The organism is Armatimonadota bacterium, from assembly GCA_020354555.1.
Classification (GTDB): Bacteria; Armatimonadota; Hebobacteria.
Genome location: CP070648.1, coordinates 3,364,530 through 3,379,009 on the forward strand (window position 1 = coordinate 3,364,530; position 14,480 = coordinate 3,379,009).

14 protein-coding genes and 1 other RNA gene are annotated in these 14,480 nt (G+C 67.2%); 9 read left to right on the forward strand and 6 right to left on the reverse strand.

What is annotated here, in order from left to right; all coding sequences use genetic code 11:
• On the forward strand, positions 1-704 hold a 704-nt coding region (locus JSV65_13790), incomplete at its 5' end, for a hypothetical protein (GenBank protein ID UCH33627.1).
• A 98-nt stretch (positions 705-802) separates the two neighbouring features.
• A complete protein-coding gene (locus tag JSV65_13795; GenBank protein ID UCH33628.1) occupies positions 803-1,951 on the forward strand; it encodes a Gfo/Idh/MocA family oxidoreductase in 1,149 nt (382 codons plus the stop codon).
• A gap of 75 nt (positions 1,952-2,026) precedes the next feature.
• On the opposite strand, the gene ssrS is transcribed toward JSV65_13795, so the two are convergent.
• The 6 genes from ssrS to mgtE form a co-directional block, all read right to left on the reverse strand.
• A non-coding RNA gene (gene ssrS, locus JSV65_13800) (6S RNA) lies at positions 2,027-2,213 on the reverse strand.
• Between the two features lie 135 nt (positions 2,214-2,348).
• Positions 2,349-3,023 (reverse strand): DNA-3-methyladenine glycosylase, encoded by a 675-nt coding sequence (locus tag JSV65_13805; protein ID UCH33629.1) that lies wholly within the window; start codon positions 3,021-3,023, stop codon positions 2,349-2,351.
• Positions 3,013-4,746 (reverse strand): DNA polymerase/3'-5' exonuclease PolX, encoded by a 1,734-nt coding sequence (polX, locus tag JSV65_13810; protein UCH33630.1) that lies wholly within the window; start codon positions 4,744-4,746, stop codon positions 3,013-3,015. The genes JSV65_13805 and polX overlap by 11 nt, the downstream gene beginning before the upstream one ends.
• The gene (gene recO, locus JSV65_13815; GenBank protein ID UCH33631.1) at positions 4,739-5,542 is read right to left on the reverse strand and encodes a DNA repair protein RecO; all 804 of its coding nucleotides are present in this window, start codon (positions 5,540-5,542) and stop codon (positions 4,739-4,741) included. Before recO ends, polX begins: the two co-directional genes overlap by 8 nt.
• 29 nt (positions 5,543-5,571) lie before the next feature.
• Positions 5,572-6,300, reverse strand: a complete 729-nt coding sequence (gene deoC / locus JSV65_13820) for a deoxyribose-phosphate aldolase (protein UCH33632.1) — start codon at positions 6,298-6,300, stop codon at positions 5,572-5,574.
• Between the two features lie 225 nt (positions 6,301-6,525).
• On the reverse strand, positions 6,526-7,902 hold the full coding sequence (gene mgtE / locus JSV65_13825; GenBank protein ID UCH33633.1) for a magnesium transporter: 1,377 nt from the start codon (positions 7,900-7,902) through the stop codon (positions 6,526-6,528).
• A gap of 304 nt (positions 7,903-8,206) precedes the next feature.
• Here mgtE and JSV65_13830 point away from each other — a divergent pair, with 304 nt between their 5' ends.
• The 7 genes from JSV65_13830 to JSV65_13860 all read left to right on the forward strand — a co-directional run.
• Positions 8,207-9,247, forward strand: a complete 1,041-nt coding sequence (locus tag JSV65_13830; GenBank protein UCH33634.1) for an N-acetyl-gamma-glutamyl-phosphate reductase — start codon at positions 8,207-8,209, stop codon at positions 9,245-9,247.
• A gap of 59 nt (positions 9,248-9,306) precedes the next feature.
• The gene (argJ, locus tag JSV65_13835; GenBank protein ID UCH33635.1) at positions 9,307-10,638 is read left to right on the forward strand and encodes a bifunctional glutamate N-acetyltransferase/amino-acid acetyltransferase ArgJ; all 1,332 of its coding nucleotides are present in this window, start codon (positions 9,307-9,309) and stop codon (positions 10,636-10,638) included.
• Between the two features lie 9 nt (positions 10,639-10,647).
• Positions 10,648-11,508, forward strand: coding sequence for an acetylglutamate kinase (argB, locus tag JSV65_13840; GenBank protein ID UCH33636.1), 861 nt, complete (start codon positions 10,648-10,650; stop codon positions 11,506-11,508).
• 45 nt (positions 11,509-11,553) lie between these two features.
• Positions 11,554-11,898 (forward strand): zinc ribbon domain-containing protein, encoded by a 345-nt coding sequence (locus JSV65_13845; protein UCH33637.1) that lies wholly within the window; start codon positions 11,554-11,556, stop codon positions 11,896-11,898.
• 45 nt (positions 11,899-11,943) lie between these two features.
• Entirely contained in the window at positions 11,944-13,155 is a 1,212-nt protein-coding gene (locus JSV65_13850) for an aspartate aminotransferase family protein (GenBank protein UCH33638.1), read from the forward strand.
• 4 nt (positions 13,156-13,159) lie between these two features.
• A complete protein-coding gene (locus JSV65_13855) occupies positions 13,160-13,579 on the forward strand; it encodes a hypothetical protein (GenBank protein UCH33639.1) in 420 nt (139 codons plus the stop codon).
• A gap of 148 nt (positions 13,580-13,727) precedes the next feature.
• Positions 13,728-14,480: argininosuccinate synthase (locus JSV65_13860; GenBank protein ID UCH33640.1), on the forward strand; the 753-nt coding region annotated here is incomplete at its 3' end.

Genomic DNA, 14,480 nt, shown 5'->3' on the forward strand with positions numbered 1-14,480 from the left:
CCGAGCGGACTGTTGAGTTCCTGCAATCCTGCGTCGCCCACGGCATCGACTGCATCCAGGCACGCGGCGATCGGCATATCGGCGATATCGTCCAGTCCTATTGGGACCGGCACGGCAGGGGCCTGCGCTGGATCGCGCAAAGCGTCGGCGGCGTTGACGGCACCGAGAAATGCATCAGGCGCGTGGCGGAACTCGGCGCCATCGGCTGCTACATCCACGGCGGCCTGACCGAGCAGCTCACCGATTTCGAATCCCGCACTATCGCCCGTGTCGCCGACTGGCTGGCATTGATCAAGGACCTCGGCATGACGGCCGGCATTGCGTGCCACAACCCCGAAGTCCTGCGTATCGCCGAGGAGCAGGACTGCGGCGCCGAGTTCTACATGCAGACCATCAACCCGGTCGCGTACTTCGCCGCCGCGGACACGGATCTCGTCGCGCGTACCATCCGCGACTGCCCCAGGCCGGTGCTCGCCTTCAAGATCCTCGCCGCCGGGCGCGTCGAACCCCGCGAGGCGTTCGCGTTCGCGTTGGAACGGATCAAGCCCACCGACGGCGTGATCGTCGGCATGTCGCGCTTCGAGGAGATCGAGGAAAACGCGCGTCTCGTCACCGAGTTGGTCACCGGCGAGCGGGTGTGGTCGGAGTGGGTCGGCGGCTGGGTGCGCGGCAATGCGACCTACGAGTGGGAGCCGGCAAGCTAGCTGCGCACGGGGCGGGAGAACTAGCCGGACCTTCCCGTCGCGGACGGCAAGCTTCCGAGGCCGCGATCGAGGCAGTCGCGCTGTAACCCGAGGTGAACATGATGAATCAACCGCAAGTACTTGGCGTCGGCATGGTCGGCTACGGCTTCATGGGCAAGGTTCACACCTACGCCTACCGTACGCTCTCCATCTTCTACGACCCGGTTCCGGTCGCAGCGAGGCTCGTCGGCGTCTGCACGTCGTCGCCCTCGACGTGCGATCGCGCGATGCGCCAGGGCGGGTACGAGATGTGCACCGACGACTATCGGGGACTCCTGGAGCGCGACGACATCGACATCATCCACTGCTGCACGCCGAACGACACGCACCGCGATGTCGTCGTCGCCGCCATCGAGGCCGGCAAGCACGTTTACTGTGACAAGCCGCTGGCACGCGATGTGGCCGAAGCCGAGGCCATCTGCGCCGCCGCGCGCGAGGGCAAGCGCACCTACCAGATGGCTTTCAACTACCGCTTTGTCCCGGCGCTGATGCGCGCGAAGGAATTGATCGGCGAAGGGTTTCTCGGCGAGCCGCTGTGTTTCCGTGCCGTATATCTCCACGCCGGGTACGTTGACCCGGAGCGGCCGATGTCGTGGCGGCTCGACGCCGCGCGGAGCGGGGGAGGGGCGCTGCTCGATCTCGGCTCGCACATCATTGACCTCGTGCGCCATCTGCTCGGCGACTTCCGGGAGGTGCGAGCGATGACGAGAATCTTCACGTCGCGCCGGCCGGTGAGCAAGGGCTCCGCCGACACCGCGCCGGTCGAGGTTGACGACTCGGTGTGGATGCAGGCGGAGCTGGCGTGCGGTGCCGTCGGTACCCTCGAAGCGTCGCGCGTGTCAACCGGCGCGAGCGACGAGATTCGGCTGGAGATCCACGGTCGGTTGGGTGCGATTGCGTTCAACCTGATGGATCCCAACTGGCTGTACGTCTATGACAACCGCTTGCCCGAGGAGCCCTTGGGCGGCATGAGGGGGTTCACCCGCATCGAGTCGGTGCAGCGCTATCCCGCGCCGGCATCGCTGGCGGTGCCGAAAAACACGGTCGGCTGGCTGCGCTTCCACGTCGCGAGCATCCACAGCTTCCTGGAAAACGTCGCCGCCGGCCGCGCCGGGTGCCCGTCACTGGAAGATGGTCTCGCGGTGCAGCGCGTGATGGACGCCGCGTACCGTTCGGCGTCCGGCAGTGATTGGGTAACCGTCGCCTGAGCCGCAGGCGCCGATGGCGACGCGCAGAAAAAAGCGACCGGCTCCCGCGATCACTCGGGGGAGCCGGTGGAAAAGAGAAACCCCGCATGTGCCGTGTGTCTCTCCGTTTTTGAACCCGCCTAAGCAGGTGGGTGCTCTATGCGACCGCTTCGCGATTCTTCCCGCAGACGGGAAGCTGCCACTCAACCGGCCGGCTTAAGCTCCCAGTTTATGAGTGTTGGCTCAAAACTTCTGAAGGCAAGCACGCGCACTGCAGGGTTTCTGCACTGTGCCTATTACTCTCTTGTTCCACATGGATGCTAGCACATCAACCCCGATTTGGCAAGATCGGCAGCGCGGCATCGGCGTGGTCTTGTCAAGCCTCGCGACAACGGCTCGTGGCTGAAGCTGCGCGCGGCTATGGCCGCGACAGCCACGGGCTGCCCGCGACGATGAATCGCCATGGCTCGTCGCACCCGGGCTTGACGCCGATGCGGCGGCGCGCCGCGACGTCGTCACGGCGCGTATCGCGCCCCGGCTCGATGCGCAGCGGGCCGCCCGTGAGGTCGGCGCCGTTGCAGGTCATGTCCATCCCGAAGGCCTGGGTCAACTTGCCCGGGCCGCTCGCGAGGTTGCGGTCATTACCGGCTCGGATCGAGCGCGCCGCATTCAGCGCCCGCCGTCGTCGCATGAGCGCGATGCCCTCCGCGGGCTCCACCGCGCGAATGAGCACCGCCTCGGGGACGCCTTGCTCCTGGGTAACGACGTTGAGGCAATGATGATTCCCGTAGATGAAATAGACGTACGCATGTCCCGGCGGCCCGAACATCCGGCGATTGCGCGCGGTCATCTTCGTCACCCAGCGATCACCGTCGCGCAGCACCGCGTGGCACGCCCGGTCGCCTTCGAGGTATGCCTCGGTTTCCACGATGTAGCCGGCGACACGACCCTCAGCCGTCTCATGGACGAGAAGCGCGCCGAGTAGCGAACGGGCCACTTCGATCGTCGGGCGCAGGTAGAACTCGCGGGGGAACGGCCGGCCAGGCCGGCCGCCCGGGGAACCTGAATCCGATGCGCCGCGCTTACGCCGCACGCGTGCGATTCCTCCGCAGTTGCTTGCGCAGCGCCGCGAGCGGCAGCGTGTTGAGCACGTCCTCCGGCTCCAGCCACCCGCGCCGCGCGGTGGCGACGCCGTACGTGATGAGCCGCAGGTGGTCGCAGTCGTGGGCGTCCGTGTTAATGATGATCTTCACGCCCAGTTCCTTCGCTCGCCGCGCGTGAATGTCGCGGAGGTCGAGGCGATCGGGATAGGCGTTGATCTCCATCGCGACGCCGAGTTCCGCCGCGGCCGCGAGCAATCGCTCGACGTCCACCTCGTACGGATCGCGCCTGCCGATGATGCGACCGGTGGGGTGGGCGAGGGCGTCCACGTAGGGGTTCTTCATGGCGTCGATGATGCGCGACGTCATGCTGTCCGCATCCATCTTGAAGCCCGAGTGCACCGCGGCGATGACGAAATCGAGTTGAGCAAGCACGTCGTCGGGGTAGTCCAGGCTCCCGTCGCGGCGAATGTCGCACTCCGTGCCCGCGAGAATCGTCAGCCCCCTGATGCGCTTGCTGGCCGCTCTGATCTCCTCGACGTGCTCCAACAGCGCATCGTCAAACAGGCCGCCCGCCATGCCCACTGACTTCGAGTGATCGCAGATCGCAATGTACTTGTACCCCGCGCCCTTGGCGGCCTCCGCCATCTCCTCGATCGTATGATGGCCGTCGGTGCGTTTCGTGTGCACGTGCAGGTCGCCCTTGATATCCTCGACGGTGACGAGCTGCGGAAGCTCGCCGCGCTGAGCCGCCGCGATCTCGCCGCGGTCCTCGCGCAGCTCCGGCGGGATGAGCGGCAGATCGAGCGCGGCGTACACCTCCTCCTCGGTCGCCCCGGCGACGCGCCGGTCGGTCTTGACCTCGAACACCCCGTACTCGCTCAACCGCAGGCCTCGCCGCACCGCCGACTCGCGCAGCCGCACGTTGTGTTCTTTTGAGCCCGTGAAATACTGCAGCGCCGCCCCGAAGCTCTCCGGTTCCACCACGCGGACGTCTATCTGCGCGTCGCTCGCGCTGACGACGCTGCTCTTGGTCCCTCCGCGCGCGACGACTTGATGAACAACGGGGAGGGAGACGAACGCCGACATCACCTCCTCGGGCTCGGACGACGTGACCAGGATGTCAATGTCGCCGATGGTGTCGCGCATGCGGCGGATGCTGCCCGCGGGTTCGATGCGCTCGACCGGCGCGGCGAGCACTAGGCTCTCCACCACCTCCATGGCAAGGGGATGAGCCTCGGCGAGCGGCAAGCGTGCTTTGTGCACCCGCAGCCGTTCGATGCCGCGCAGGATATTGGCCTCGGTCTTTGCGCCGAAGCCCTTCAGATCGCGAAGCCTGCCCGCGCGCGCGGCTTCTTCGAGTTCGTCCACGCTGGTGATCCCGAGTTGGTCGTGGAGGATCTGCGCTTTGCGTGGGCCGATCTCCGGAATGCCGAGCAGCGCGGTCAGGCTTGCCGGGAACTCGGCCAACAGCTCCTGGTGAAAGGCGCAGGTGCCGGTATCGAGCAATTCCTCGATCTTCCGCGCGATGCTGGCGCCGATGCCGGGGATGTCGGTGAACGGCGTCTTCCCGCGCATATCAGAGAGCTGCTCCGACAGGCCTTCGATAGCCTGCGCCGCGCGCTGATAAGCGCGTACCTTGAAGGGGCTCTCGCCCTTGATTTCGAGGAGATCCGCGATCTCTTCGAGCACGCGCGCTGTGTCGCGATTAGTCATCGGCAGCGTCGTTGGGAGCCGCGCGCTGCGGCGCCGCGAGCAGCCCCGGCAGCGCTTCGAGGAATGATGCGGAGCGCATCCGCCGTCCGAGATAGTAGTCCACGTATGAGCGCAAAGCGACGGCGAGTTCGGCGGCTACGACGCGCGTCAGGCGCACTCTCGGCAACAGGCCGGGCCACGCGTTGACGCAGATGCGCGCGGTACGCAGAGCGCCCGCCGACAGGCGCCGCCAGTTCTGCTCCGCCTCGGCGCAGCGACGGCAGATCGCCCCGCCCAGGGCCGGCGAGAAACCTACCCAGTCGTCCCCCAGTTCCTCTCCGCAGCGAATGCATGCGCCCAGCTCGGGCGCGTAGCCGAGCGCGTTGAGCAGCCGCAGCTCGAACACGCGCGCCAGCAGTTCCAGTTGATCGCTGTGCTCGGCCTGGGCGAGTGCGGCGTAGAGCAGATCGAAGAGCTGCTGGCTGCCGTCTTGCTCTTCGACGAAGCTGTCCACGAGGTCCGCGAAGTAGCTCGCGTACGACAGTCGGGTCAGGTCCTCGCGCAGCCCGTAGAACGGCTCGCGCACCTGGCACTGGGTGACGATGTCGAGATTGGCGCCGGCGGCGAGCTGCAAGTTGGAGCAGCAGAAAAGCTGGGCTCCCGCGGCAAGCTTGCTGCGCGGGCGGCGCGCGCCCTTGGCCACCGCGACGACTTTGCCGCGCTCCCGGGTCAGCAAGGCGAGGATGCGGTCGGTTTCGCCGAGGTCGCGCTGGCGCAGGACGAGGGCGGATACGCGATACAGGCGAGGGCGAGGCATGGCCGGACACGGCCCGCCGCGGCGCGAGCCTACTCCTTTCCCAGGGCCTCCTCCGCGATGGGTTCTTCCACTTTGTCATAGCCCCCGAGGATGGCCACGCCCGAGCTGGTCCCGATGCGGTCGGCGCCAGCGTTGATGAACTCGAGGGTCTGCTTGTACGTGCGAATGCCGCCGGCCGCCTTGATGCCGATGTCACGGCCCACCGCCTGGCGCAGGAAGCGGATGTCCTCGACGCTGGCGCCGCGGGGACCGAAGCCCGTCGAAGTCTTGACGAAATGAGCCCGCACTTCCTGGACGATGCGGCACACCTTTTCCTGTTCTTCGCGAGTCGTGAGGCCGGTCTCGAGGATCACCTTCACCAGCACCTCTTCACCGTTCGCGGTGAGCCGTGTCATCTCCGCGGCGGTTACGACCTCTTCGATGTCGCGCCGGACGGAATCGAGGTTGCCCGACTTGAGCGCCCCGATGTTGACCACCATGTCCAATTCGCTGGCGTACGTCGTGATCGCATGCTTCGCCTCGAACACCTTACACGCCGTGGTTGTCGCGCCGAAGGGAAACCCGACCACCGTGCCCAGCTTCACGTCGGAGTCGCGCAGGCATCGCGCGGCCACCGTCAGCCAGCACGGGTACACCATCACGGTTGCGAAGTGCTCTCGACGGCTCTCTTCGCAGAATGCGACGATCTCCTCCTCAGTCGCCTCCGGACGCAGGAGAGAGTGGTCTATCATCTTCGCGAGAGCAACTCTTGAAAACATACGGCCTCCCGTACCCCGAACCCAAGGGCGCTGACGCGCCCCGCGCATTGACGCAACCTAACTTGTTGTATCCCGATTCACCGGGCTTGTCAAGACAGCCCGTGGCGCCGCGCGGATGTCTCCGGCGCGGCAACTCACGCAGCGCCACTCCCCGCGCCGTATCGTGGCGACTCCTCGTCGCAGCGGTCCGCGAGTCGCCGTCGCGCGCCCGCGTCGTGCGACCGGTCAGCCCTGCACCGCGCCCACACCGCGAGTCAGCAGGTACGCGGCGGCTGCGAAGTACACCACCAGCGCGGCGACGTCCGCCGTTGCGCGCGCGAACCACGCCGCCGCCGTCCCTTGGCCGCCCAGTCTCGCCCACACCAGCGGCGCGAGCCAGCCGACCATAGAAGCCGCGGCGGTCGCCAGCGCCGTTGCGATCCCGATCGCCCACGCCACCGCGAGCGGCCCGCCCCAGATCGCCGCGGCAGCGAGCGCGCACGCACCCGCGATGGCGCTCAGCACCACGGCTACCTTCATCTCCCGGCTCACGCTGCGCCATGGCTCCGCCGGATCCGCCACCAGCGGGAGCGTCGCGCGCGCGACGCTGCTCGTGGCCTGACTCGACGTCGCGCCCGTGACCAATAGCAGCAGCGGAACCAGCAGCGCCACGATGAGTTGCGGTGCGAGCACCTCGTCGTACATGCGCACCAACGCCGCGCCCACGAGTCCCGCGGCAAGCCCCGCAGCCAACGACGGCGTGCGCGAAAGCAGCGCCTTGAGCGGCGCCTCCCGCAACGATTTCCCGCCGCCAACCTCTGCCCCCCACATCTGATGCACGTCTTCTTCGGCTTCTTCCTCCATGACCTCGGCGACGTCGTCCACGGTGATCATTCCCACCATGCGGCCGTCGGCCGCGAGCACCGGCACTGCCAGCAAATCGTAGCGCGCCACGACGCGCGCCGCCTCCTCCTGATCCACCTCCGGGCTGACCCATATCAGGTCGCGGCGCATCATCTCCGACACCGGTTGCTGCGGCTCCGCGGTGAGCAGCTCTCGCAGCGACGTCACCCCGCGCAGATGCCCCTCAGCGTCCACCACGTACACGTAGTACGCGAACTCGGCCTTGGGTATCAGCTCGCGCAGCCGCTCGGTTACCTCGCCGACCGTCAGGTCCTCAGGCACGGCCACGAACTCCGACGCCATCTGCCCGCCGGCCGACGTTTCGTCGTACTGCAGCAGTTCCCTGGCGCGCGCGGCGTCGTCCGCCTCCATCGCGCTCAGCAACTCCTCCGCCCGTTCTTCCGGCAGATCCGCCAGGAGATCCGCCGCCTCGTCGGAGGGCATCTCCTCGACGATGTCGGACGCGCGTTCGGTGGTCAGGGCAGATACCAGCTCGGAGGCGACTTCGTCATCCGCCTCGTCGAGCACCTCGCCCGCGCGCTCGTCACTGAGCAGCGCGAACGCGGTCTGCCGCATCTCCTCGGGAAGATCCTCCAGGGTTGCCGCCGCGTCAACGGGATGACTGACGGCGAGCAATTGCGCGGCCTCCGCAGTACGCCCGGCGCTCAGCAGCTCGGCGAGCTGCTGCGTTAGGGTTTCGCCTTTGTCGCCTTCCGCCATTCGATCCACTCCGACAGACACGGGGCGCGGCGCCTTGACATATCAGCGCCGAAAGCCAGGTCATATCATAAGCCGTGCGCGGCGCCAACGCAAGACCTGCGGCGGACACCGCGGGGCCGCGCATCTCGCGCTGCGCGCGAGTTGTCCTGCGTCCTGCGAATGTAGTATAATCGCGGGGCCGGCGACGACAGCCGGCTTTCCTGGCCTGATCTATTCACACGACGCCTGAGGAGCGCGCTTGGCGGCGCCGCGCGCCGCCGACTGTTCCCGCGGCGAGACATCCGAAACGGCACGTGAATCAGCCATGATCCGAGTCGGCATAGCGGGAGCCACGGGATACGGTGGCGTCGAACTGGTGCGGCTGCTCAAGCAGCACCCGCAGGTCGAACTCGCCTACCTGACCTCCGAGACCTACTCTGGCAAGCGGATGGACGAAGTGTATCCGCATCTGCACGGCGTTACAGTCGAACTCCACGGCCTTGATCCCGACCGATTGGCCCATGAATCCGAGGTCGCTTTTCTCGCGCTGCCCTCCGGGCAGGCGATGGAGCTCGTCCCGCCGCTGCTGGCGAAGGGCAAGCGCGTCATTGACCTCAGCGCGGATCATCGGCTGCGCGACGCCGCCGCCTACCCGCGCTGGTATGGCGTAGAGCACCCGCATCCCGAGCTTCTGGTTGAGGCGGTATACGGGCTGCCGGAACTCCACCGCGCGGCGATGCGGGAAGCGCGGCTGGTGGCTGCGCCCGGATGCTATCCGAGCGGCGCGATACTGGCGATGGCACCGCTCGTGTCCGCGGGCCTCGTCAATGCGGACAAGCTCATCGTTGACTCCAAGTCGGGGGTCTCCGGCGCGGGCCGGACCGCGCTCGAACTCGCCTATCACTACCCCGAGGCAAATGAGGACGTTTCGGCCTACAAGGTGGCGAGCCACCGGCACACGCCCGAAATGGAGCAGGAGCTGTCGGCGATCGCCGGGTCGCCCGTGACCGTGACCTTCTCGCCGCACCTCGTGCCGATGACCCGCGGGATCGCCACCGCCGCATACGCGCCGCTGTGCCGCCCGGCCGCGGCCGGGGAACTGATCGAGGAAATGCGGCGGTTCTACGCGCGCGAGCCGTTCATCCAGGTGCTCGACGAGAAGACCTACCCGCATACGAAACACACCGCGGGGTGGAACCTGTGCCAGGTCACCGCGCGGGTGGATGAACGCACGGGCATCGCGATCACCCTGTCCGCTCTCGACAATCTGGGCAAGGGGCTGTCGGGCGCCTGCGTCCAGTGCTTCAACATCATGTGCGGTTTCGAGGAAGCCACGGCGATCTCGGAGCCGGGGCCGTATCCCTAACTCGGATCAGCCGCAGACAAACGCCGCTGAACGCGGAGGGGCATAAGACAGCCCAAGCTATGAGGCAGGAGCTTGCTGCCTGCCCGGATCACCGAGCTTGCCGTTTATCCGGGGCATTCTATTGCCGGGAGACGCACGTGGCAACTGAAGATAACGAGGATATCGAGCCAGGCGGCGTGAGCCCGCTGCTCTGGCACGCGCTCGACGGCGAAGGCGTCACCGCCGCCGAAGGCTTCAGCGCCGCCAGCGTAGCGTGCGGCCTCAAGGAGTCCGAGGCACATGACCTCGCGGTCGTCTTCAGCGATCGCGAAGCTGCCGCCGCAGGCGTCTTCACGTCGAACCAGGTCAAGGCGGCGCCGGTGCTCCTGAGCCAGGCGCGGGTCGCTTCCGGCCGCGCGCAGGCCGTGGTCATCAACAGCGGCAATGCGAACGCGTGCACCGGCGAGCAAGGCCGCCTCGACGCCGAGGAGATGGCCGCCCTTGCCGCGGAGAAACTTGGTGTTGACGCCGATCTTGTCCTGGTCGCCTCGACCGGACACATCGGTCACCCGCTGCCGATGGACGCCTTGCGGAGCGGCATCCCTGCCGCCTGCGCCGCCCTCAGCCCGTCGGGTGGTCCGCAGGCCGCGCGCGCGATCATCACGACCGACACGCGACCGAAGGAAATGGCGCTGGAGATGGAACTCGCCGGGGCTAGAGTGCGCCTGGGCGGCATGGCCAAGGGCGCGGGCATGATCTGCCCGGCGATGGCCACGATGATCTGCGTCATCACCACGGACGCGGGGATCGAGGCGCGGAACCTCGACCTCGCCCTGCGTTGGGCGGTCGACCGCTCCTTCAACTGCATCACCGTGGACGGGGACATGAGCACCAACGACACTGTGCTCGTGCTCGCCAACGGCGCCTCCGGGGCGCAGGTGCTCAAGGAGGAAGATCGCCGCAAGTTTCAGCGCGCTCTCGACTTCATAACCGCCCGGCTGGCGCGTGCGATCGTCGCCGATGGCGAGGGCGCCACGAAGACGATCCAGGTGCATGTTTCGGGGACCAAGGAATACGAGCAGGCGCGGCGCGTCGCCATGGCCATCGCCAACTCGCCGCTGGTCAAGACTGCGCTCTATGGGGGAGACCCGAATTGGGGGCGGATCATGGGCGCCGCGGGCGCGGCGGGCGTGGAGTTCGATCCGGGCGCGGCGGATCTGTCGTTGGCCGGGATTCCGGTCGTCGGCGCCGGCGCGCCGCTGCCCTTCGACGAGAAAGGCGCGGCGCAGGCGGTGAGCGAGCGCGAGATCACGATCCATCTCGACCTTCACGCCGGCCCGCAGTCGGCGACGGTGTACACCTGCGATCTAAGCGAGGAATACGTCCGCATCAACGCCCATTACACGACGTGAGCGCGAGCCATGACTGAAGACCTACAGCAGCGAGCGAACACACTCATCGAGGCGCTGCCGTACCTGCGCGAGTACTGGGGCGCGACGATGGTCATCAAGTACGGCGGCGCGGCCATGGTCGAGCCGCAGTTGCAGGCGATGGTGCTTCAGGACGTCGTGCTCCTGCGCTACGTCGGCATGAATCCGGTGCTGGTGCACGGCGGCGGGCCTGAGATCAGCGACATGATGCGCCGCCTCGGCAAGGAGCCGGTCTTCGTGCGCGGCCTGCGCGTCACCGACGCCGAGACTATGGACATCGTCGAGATGGCGCTCATGGGCCGCATCAACCAGGATCTCGTCGCCGCGGTCCACGCCGCCGGCGGCAAGGCGGTCGGCTTCTCAGGCAAACACGGCGGCATGCTCACGGTCACCAAGCAGGCCGGCGAAGTGGACCTCGGTTTCGTCGGAGCCATTGAGCGAGTTGATCCGACGCTGATTCGCACCATCAGCGAGCAGGGCTACATACCCGTCATCGCCCCCATCGGTCTCGGCGAGGACGGGCAGACCTACAACATCAACGCCGACGTGGCGGCGGGCAGCATCGCCGGCGCGCTGCAGGCGACGAAGCTCATCGTCCTCAGCGACGTGCCGGGCATCCTCGCCGACGCGCAAGATGTGAGTACGCTCGTGTCGTCCCTAACCACCGAGCAGGCGCGGCAGATGATCGCGGAGCGCAAAGTCGAGTCGGGCATGATCCCGAAGGTCGAAGCCTGTCTCGACGCGCTGGCGCAGGGCGTGCCGCGTTGCCACATCATAGACGGCCGCGCGCCGCACGCGCTGCTTATGGAGATCTTCACCGACGTGGGCATCGGCACCATGGTGCTGCCGTAGCGCTGCGCGGGCGCAATCGCGCGCTGCACTCCGGGGTGATGACTCGTGCCCATCTACGAATACTCATGCGATGAGTGTCGGCGCCGGTTCTCGGCGTTGGTCGGCGTCGTCGCCGGCGACAAGGGCGTTGAGTGCCCGCGCTGCGGCGGCAACAAACTGACCAAGCTCGTGTCGCGCTTCTCCTCGTTCCGCGAGGACACGGATCTCGACGATCTGGCTGACCTTGACGACGCGGATGACGACCCCCGCGCGCTGCGGCGCTGGGCGCGCAAGATGGGCCGCGAGTTCGGCGACGACCTCGGCGACGATTTCGAGGACGAGGTCGAGTCAGCGTTGGATGAGGAAGACGACGACTACGCCGCCGCGCCCGAAGACGACGCGGAAGAGTAGAACGCCTGCCCGCACGGGCAGAGTCCGGCGATACAGGAATCGGCAATGAACCAAGACGAAGCGAGAGCCATCGAATCCCAAAACATGTTCGCGGTGTACGCGAAGATTCGTCAGCCCATGGTCATCACGCGCGGCGACGGCGCGTACGTCTGGGATTCCGAGGGTAATCGCTACCTTGACCTGGTGGCTGGCGGGCGGGCGGTGACCGCGCTCGGCCATTGCCCGGCGCCGGTGGTGCAAGCCATCTGCGAGCAGGCGGGCCGCCTCCTCCACATGTCCAACGATTTCTACACCGAGCCGCAGTTGGAGCTGGCGCACCTGCTCGGTCAGGTCTGCCACTGCACACGCGCCTTCTTCTGCAACAGCGGCGCCGAGGCGAATGAGGCGGCCATCAAGCTCGCCCGCAAGCACGCCCGCGTCAACTACGGCCCCGATAAGACGGAAATCGTGACCATGCTCAAGTCCTTCCACGGGCGCACCATGACGACCCTCGCCGCCACCGGCCAGCCGAAATACCACGGCGATTTCCAGCCGCTCATGCCCGGGTTCAAGCATGTCGAATTCAACAACGTCGAGGCGCTGCACGCGGCGGTGGACGACCGCACGTGCGCGGTCATGCTCGAACCAGTACTGGGAGAGAGCGGCGTGTACCCGGCGACTCCCGAATTCATGACGGCGTGCCGCGAGGCGTGTGACCGATACGGCGCTCTGCTCATTCTCGACGAGGTGCAGACCGGTCTCGGCCGCACCGGCAAGCTGTTCGCCTACGAGCACTACGACGCCAGGCCGGATGCGATCACTCTCGCCAAGGCGCTCGGCAGCGGCATGCCGATCGGGGCGATGCTGGCGACCGACGAGGCCGCGCAGGCGTTCGTGCCCGGCGACCACGCATCGAGCTTCGGCGGGGGCGCGCTCGCAGCCGCGGCGGCGCTCGCCGGAGTCCGCGCGATCATCGAGGGCGGGGTCGTCGAGAACGCGCGCGACATCGGCGCGCACTTCGCAGCCGGCCTCAAGCGCCTCGCGGAACAGCACCCCGTCGTGACTGAAGTGCGCGGCCTGGGCATGATGGCCGCGGCGGACCTAGGGGATCCGGTGGCCTCGCACGTGCGGTCCGCATGCCTGCGGCGCGGCGTGCTGATCCAGATCGTCGGCGACTCCATGCTGCGCTTCATCCCGCCGTTGATCCTGACCGCCGCGCAGGCCGACGCAGGACTCAGCGCGCTCGACGAGGCCTTGGCGGAGGCGGCTGCGGCCTGAGCGCATGCTCCGCCCGACAGGAGCAGACGACGCTCTGCGCGTAACCGTTGCTGTTGATATCATGTCCGATTCGCTCGCCATAGCCGCCGTCGTGATCCTGGCGCTCCTGCTGCTGAGCGTCATGCTCGTCACCAGGCTCAGCGCAGGCGGCTTGCCGGCTCGCCGCATAAACATGCTGATCGGCGAGTTGTGGGTGGTCGTCGGCGCCGCCGTCGCCCTGCTCATGACCATGGGGAAGATGCTCGGCCCACCGGGCGACGTGTCCGGCGGACTCGGCGTGGAAATGCAGGATCTCGGGCGTAGATTCACAGCACTCGGCAAGTCCCAGGTGCTTTTTGGGGCCGGCGCGGTGGTGGCGCTCTATCTGTTCGTGCATCTCCTGTACTCGATCAACCGGGCGATGCGCTCCGCACCGCCGCCGTGAACCGTCAGTCTGGTCACCCGCCGCGAGCGGTCGGCGGCGAACGACAACGGCATAAAGGCACCGAGGAGGGGGAGATCGCCCATCCAGGAATCCCGATCCGGACTTCGTGCCTCGGCGGTTCCTGCGACAGAGTATCAAGGAGGACCACATGGCAAAGGTTGCGCTTGCGTATTCAGGAGGATTGGATACCTCCGTCGCCGTCAGATGGCTCCAGGAGGAGCGCGGCTTCGACGTCATCGCGGTCGCGGTTGATGTCGGCGAGCAGCGGGACTACGAGGCCATCCGCAAGAAGGCGCTCGACATCGGCGCGGTGGAGTCAGTGGTCATAGACGCCAAAGAGGACTTCGCACGCGACTACGTCTTTCGCGGGCTCAAGGCCAACGCGATGTATGAGGCCAAGTACCCCGTCGCCACCGCGATGGCGCGCCCGCTCATCGCCAAGATCGTCGGCCAGGTCGCGCGCGACAACGGCGCGCAGGCGGTCGCCCACGGCTGCACCGGCAAGGGCAACGATCAGGTGCGCTTCGACGTCACCTTCGGCGTGCTCTACCCGGAGATGGAGATCATCGCCCCGTTCCGCGAGTGGCGCGTGAGCCGCGAGGAGGAAATGGACTGGGCGCGCGAGCGCAATGTCCCGGTGCCGACGGACAAGGCGAGGCCGTACAGCACGGATGTCAACCTGTGGGGTCGCAGCATCGAGTGCGGCGTCCTCGAAGACCCGTGGCAGGAGCCGCCTGCCGATGTCTTCGAGTGGACGCGCGCGCCCGAGGACGCCCCCGCCGCGCCCGCCTACGTCGAGATCGGCTTCGAGCACGGCGTGCCGGTGTCGCTCGACGGCAAGGCTCACTCCGGCGCGGAGCTGATCGCGGCGCTCAACTCCCTCGCGGGCGAGCACGGCGTC

What these genes read in the sequence shown, in the direction of transcription:
- JSV65_13795 (UCH33628.1), top strand. Translation starts at nt 803, where the DNA reads ATGATGAATCAACCGCAAGTACTTGGCGTCGGCATGGTCGGCTACGGC.
- polX (UCH33630.1), bottom strand. Translation starts at nt 4,746, where the DNA reads ATGACTAATCGCGACACAGCGCGCGTGCTCGAAGAGATCGCGGATCTC.
- recO (UCH33631.1), bottom strand. Translation starts at nt 5,542, where the DNA reads ATGCCTCGCCCTCGCCTGTATCGCGTATCCGCCCTCGTCCTGCGCCAG.
- deoC (UCH33632.1), bottom strand. Translation starts at nt 6,300, where the DNA reads ATGTTTTCAAGAGTTGCTCTCGCGAAGATGATAGACCACTCTCTCCTG.
- mgtE (UCH33633.1), bottom strand. Translation starts at nt 7,902, where the DNA reads ATGGCGGAAGGCGACAAAGGCGAAACCCTAACGCAGCAGCTCGCCGAG.
- JSV65_13830 (UCH33634.1), top strand. Translation starts at nt 8,207, where the DNA reads ATGATCCGAGTCGGCATAGCGGGAGCCACGGGATACGGTGGCGTCGAA.
- argJ (UCH33635.1), top strand. Translation starts at nt 9,307, where the DNA reads ATGAGGCAGGAGCTTGCTGCCTGCCCGGATCACCGAGCTTGCCGTTTA.
- argB (UCH33636.1), top strand. Translation starts at nt 10,648, where the DNA reads ATGACTGAAGACCTACAGCAGCGAGCGAACACACTCATCGAGGCGCTG.
- JSV65_13850 (UCH33638.1), top strand. Translation starts at nt 11,944, where the DNA reads ATGAACCAAGACGAAGCGAGAGCCATCGAATCCCAAAACATGTTCGCG.
- JSV65_13855 (UCH33639.1), top strand. Translation starts at nt 13,160, where the DNA reads ATGCTCCGCCCGACAGGAGCAGACGACGCTCTGCGCGTAACCGTTGCT.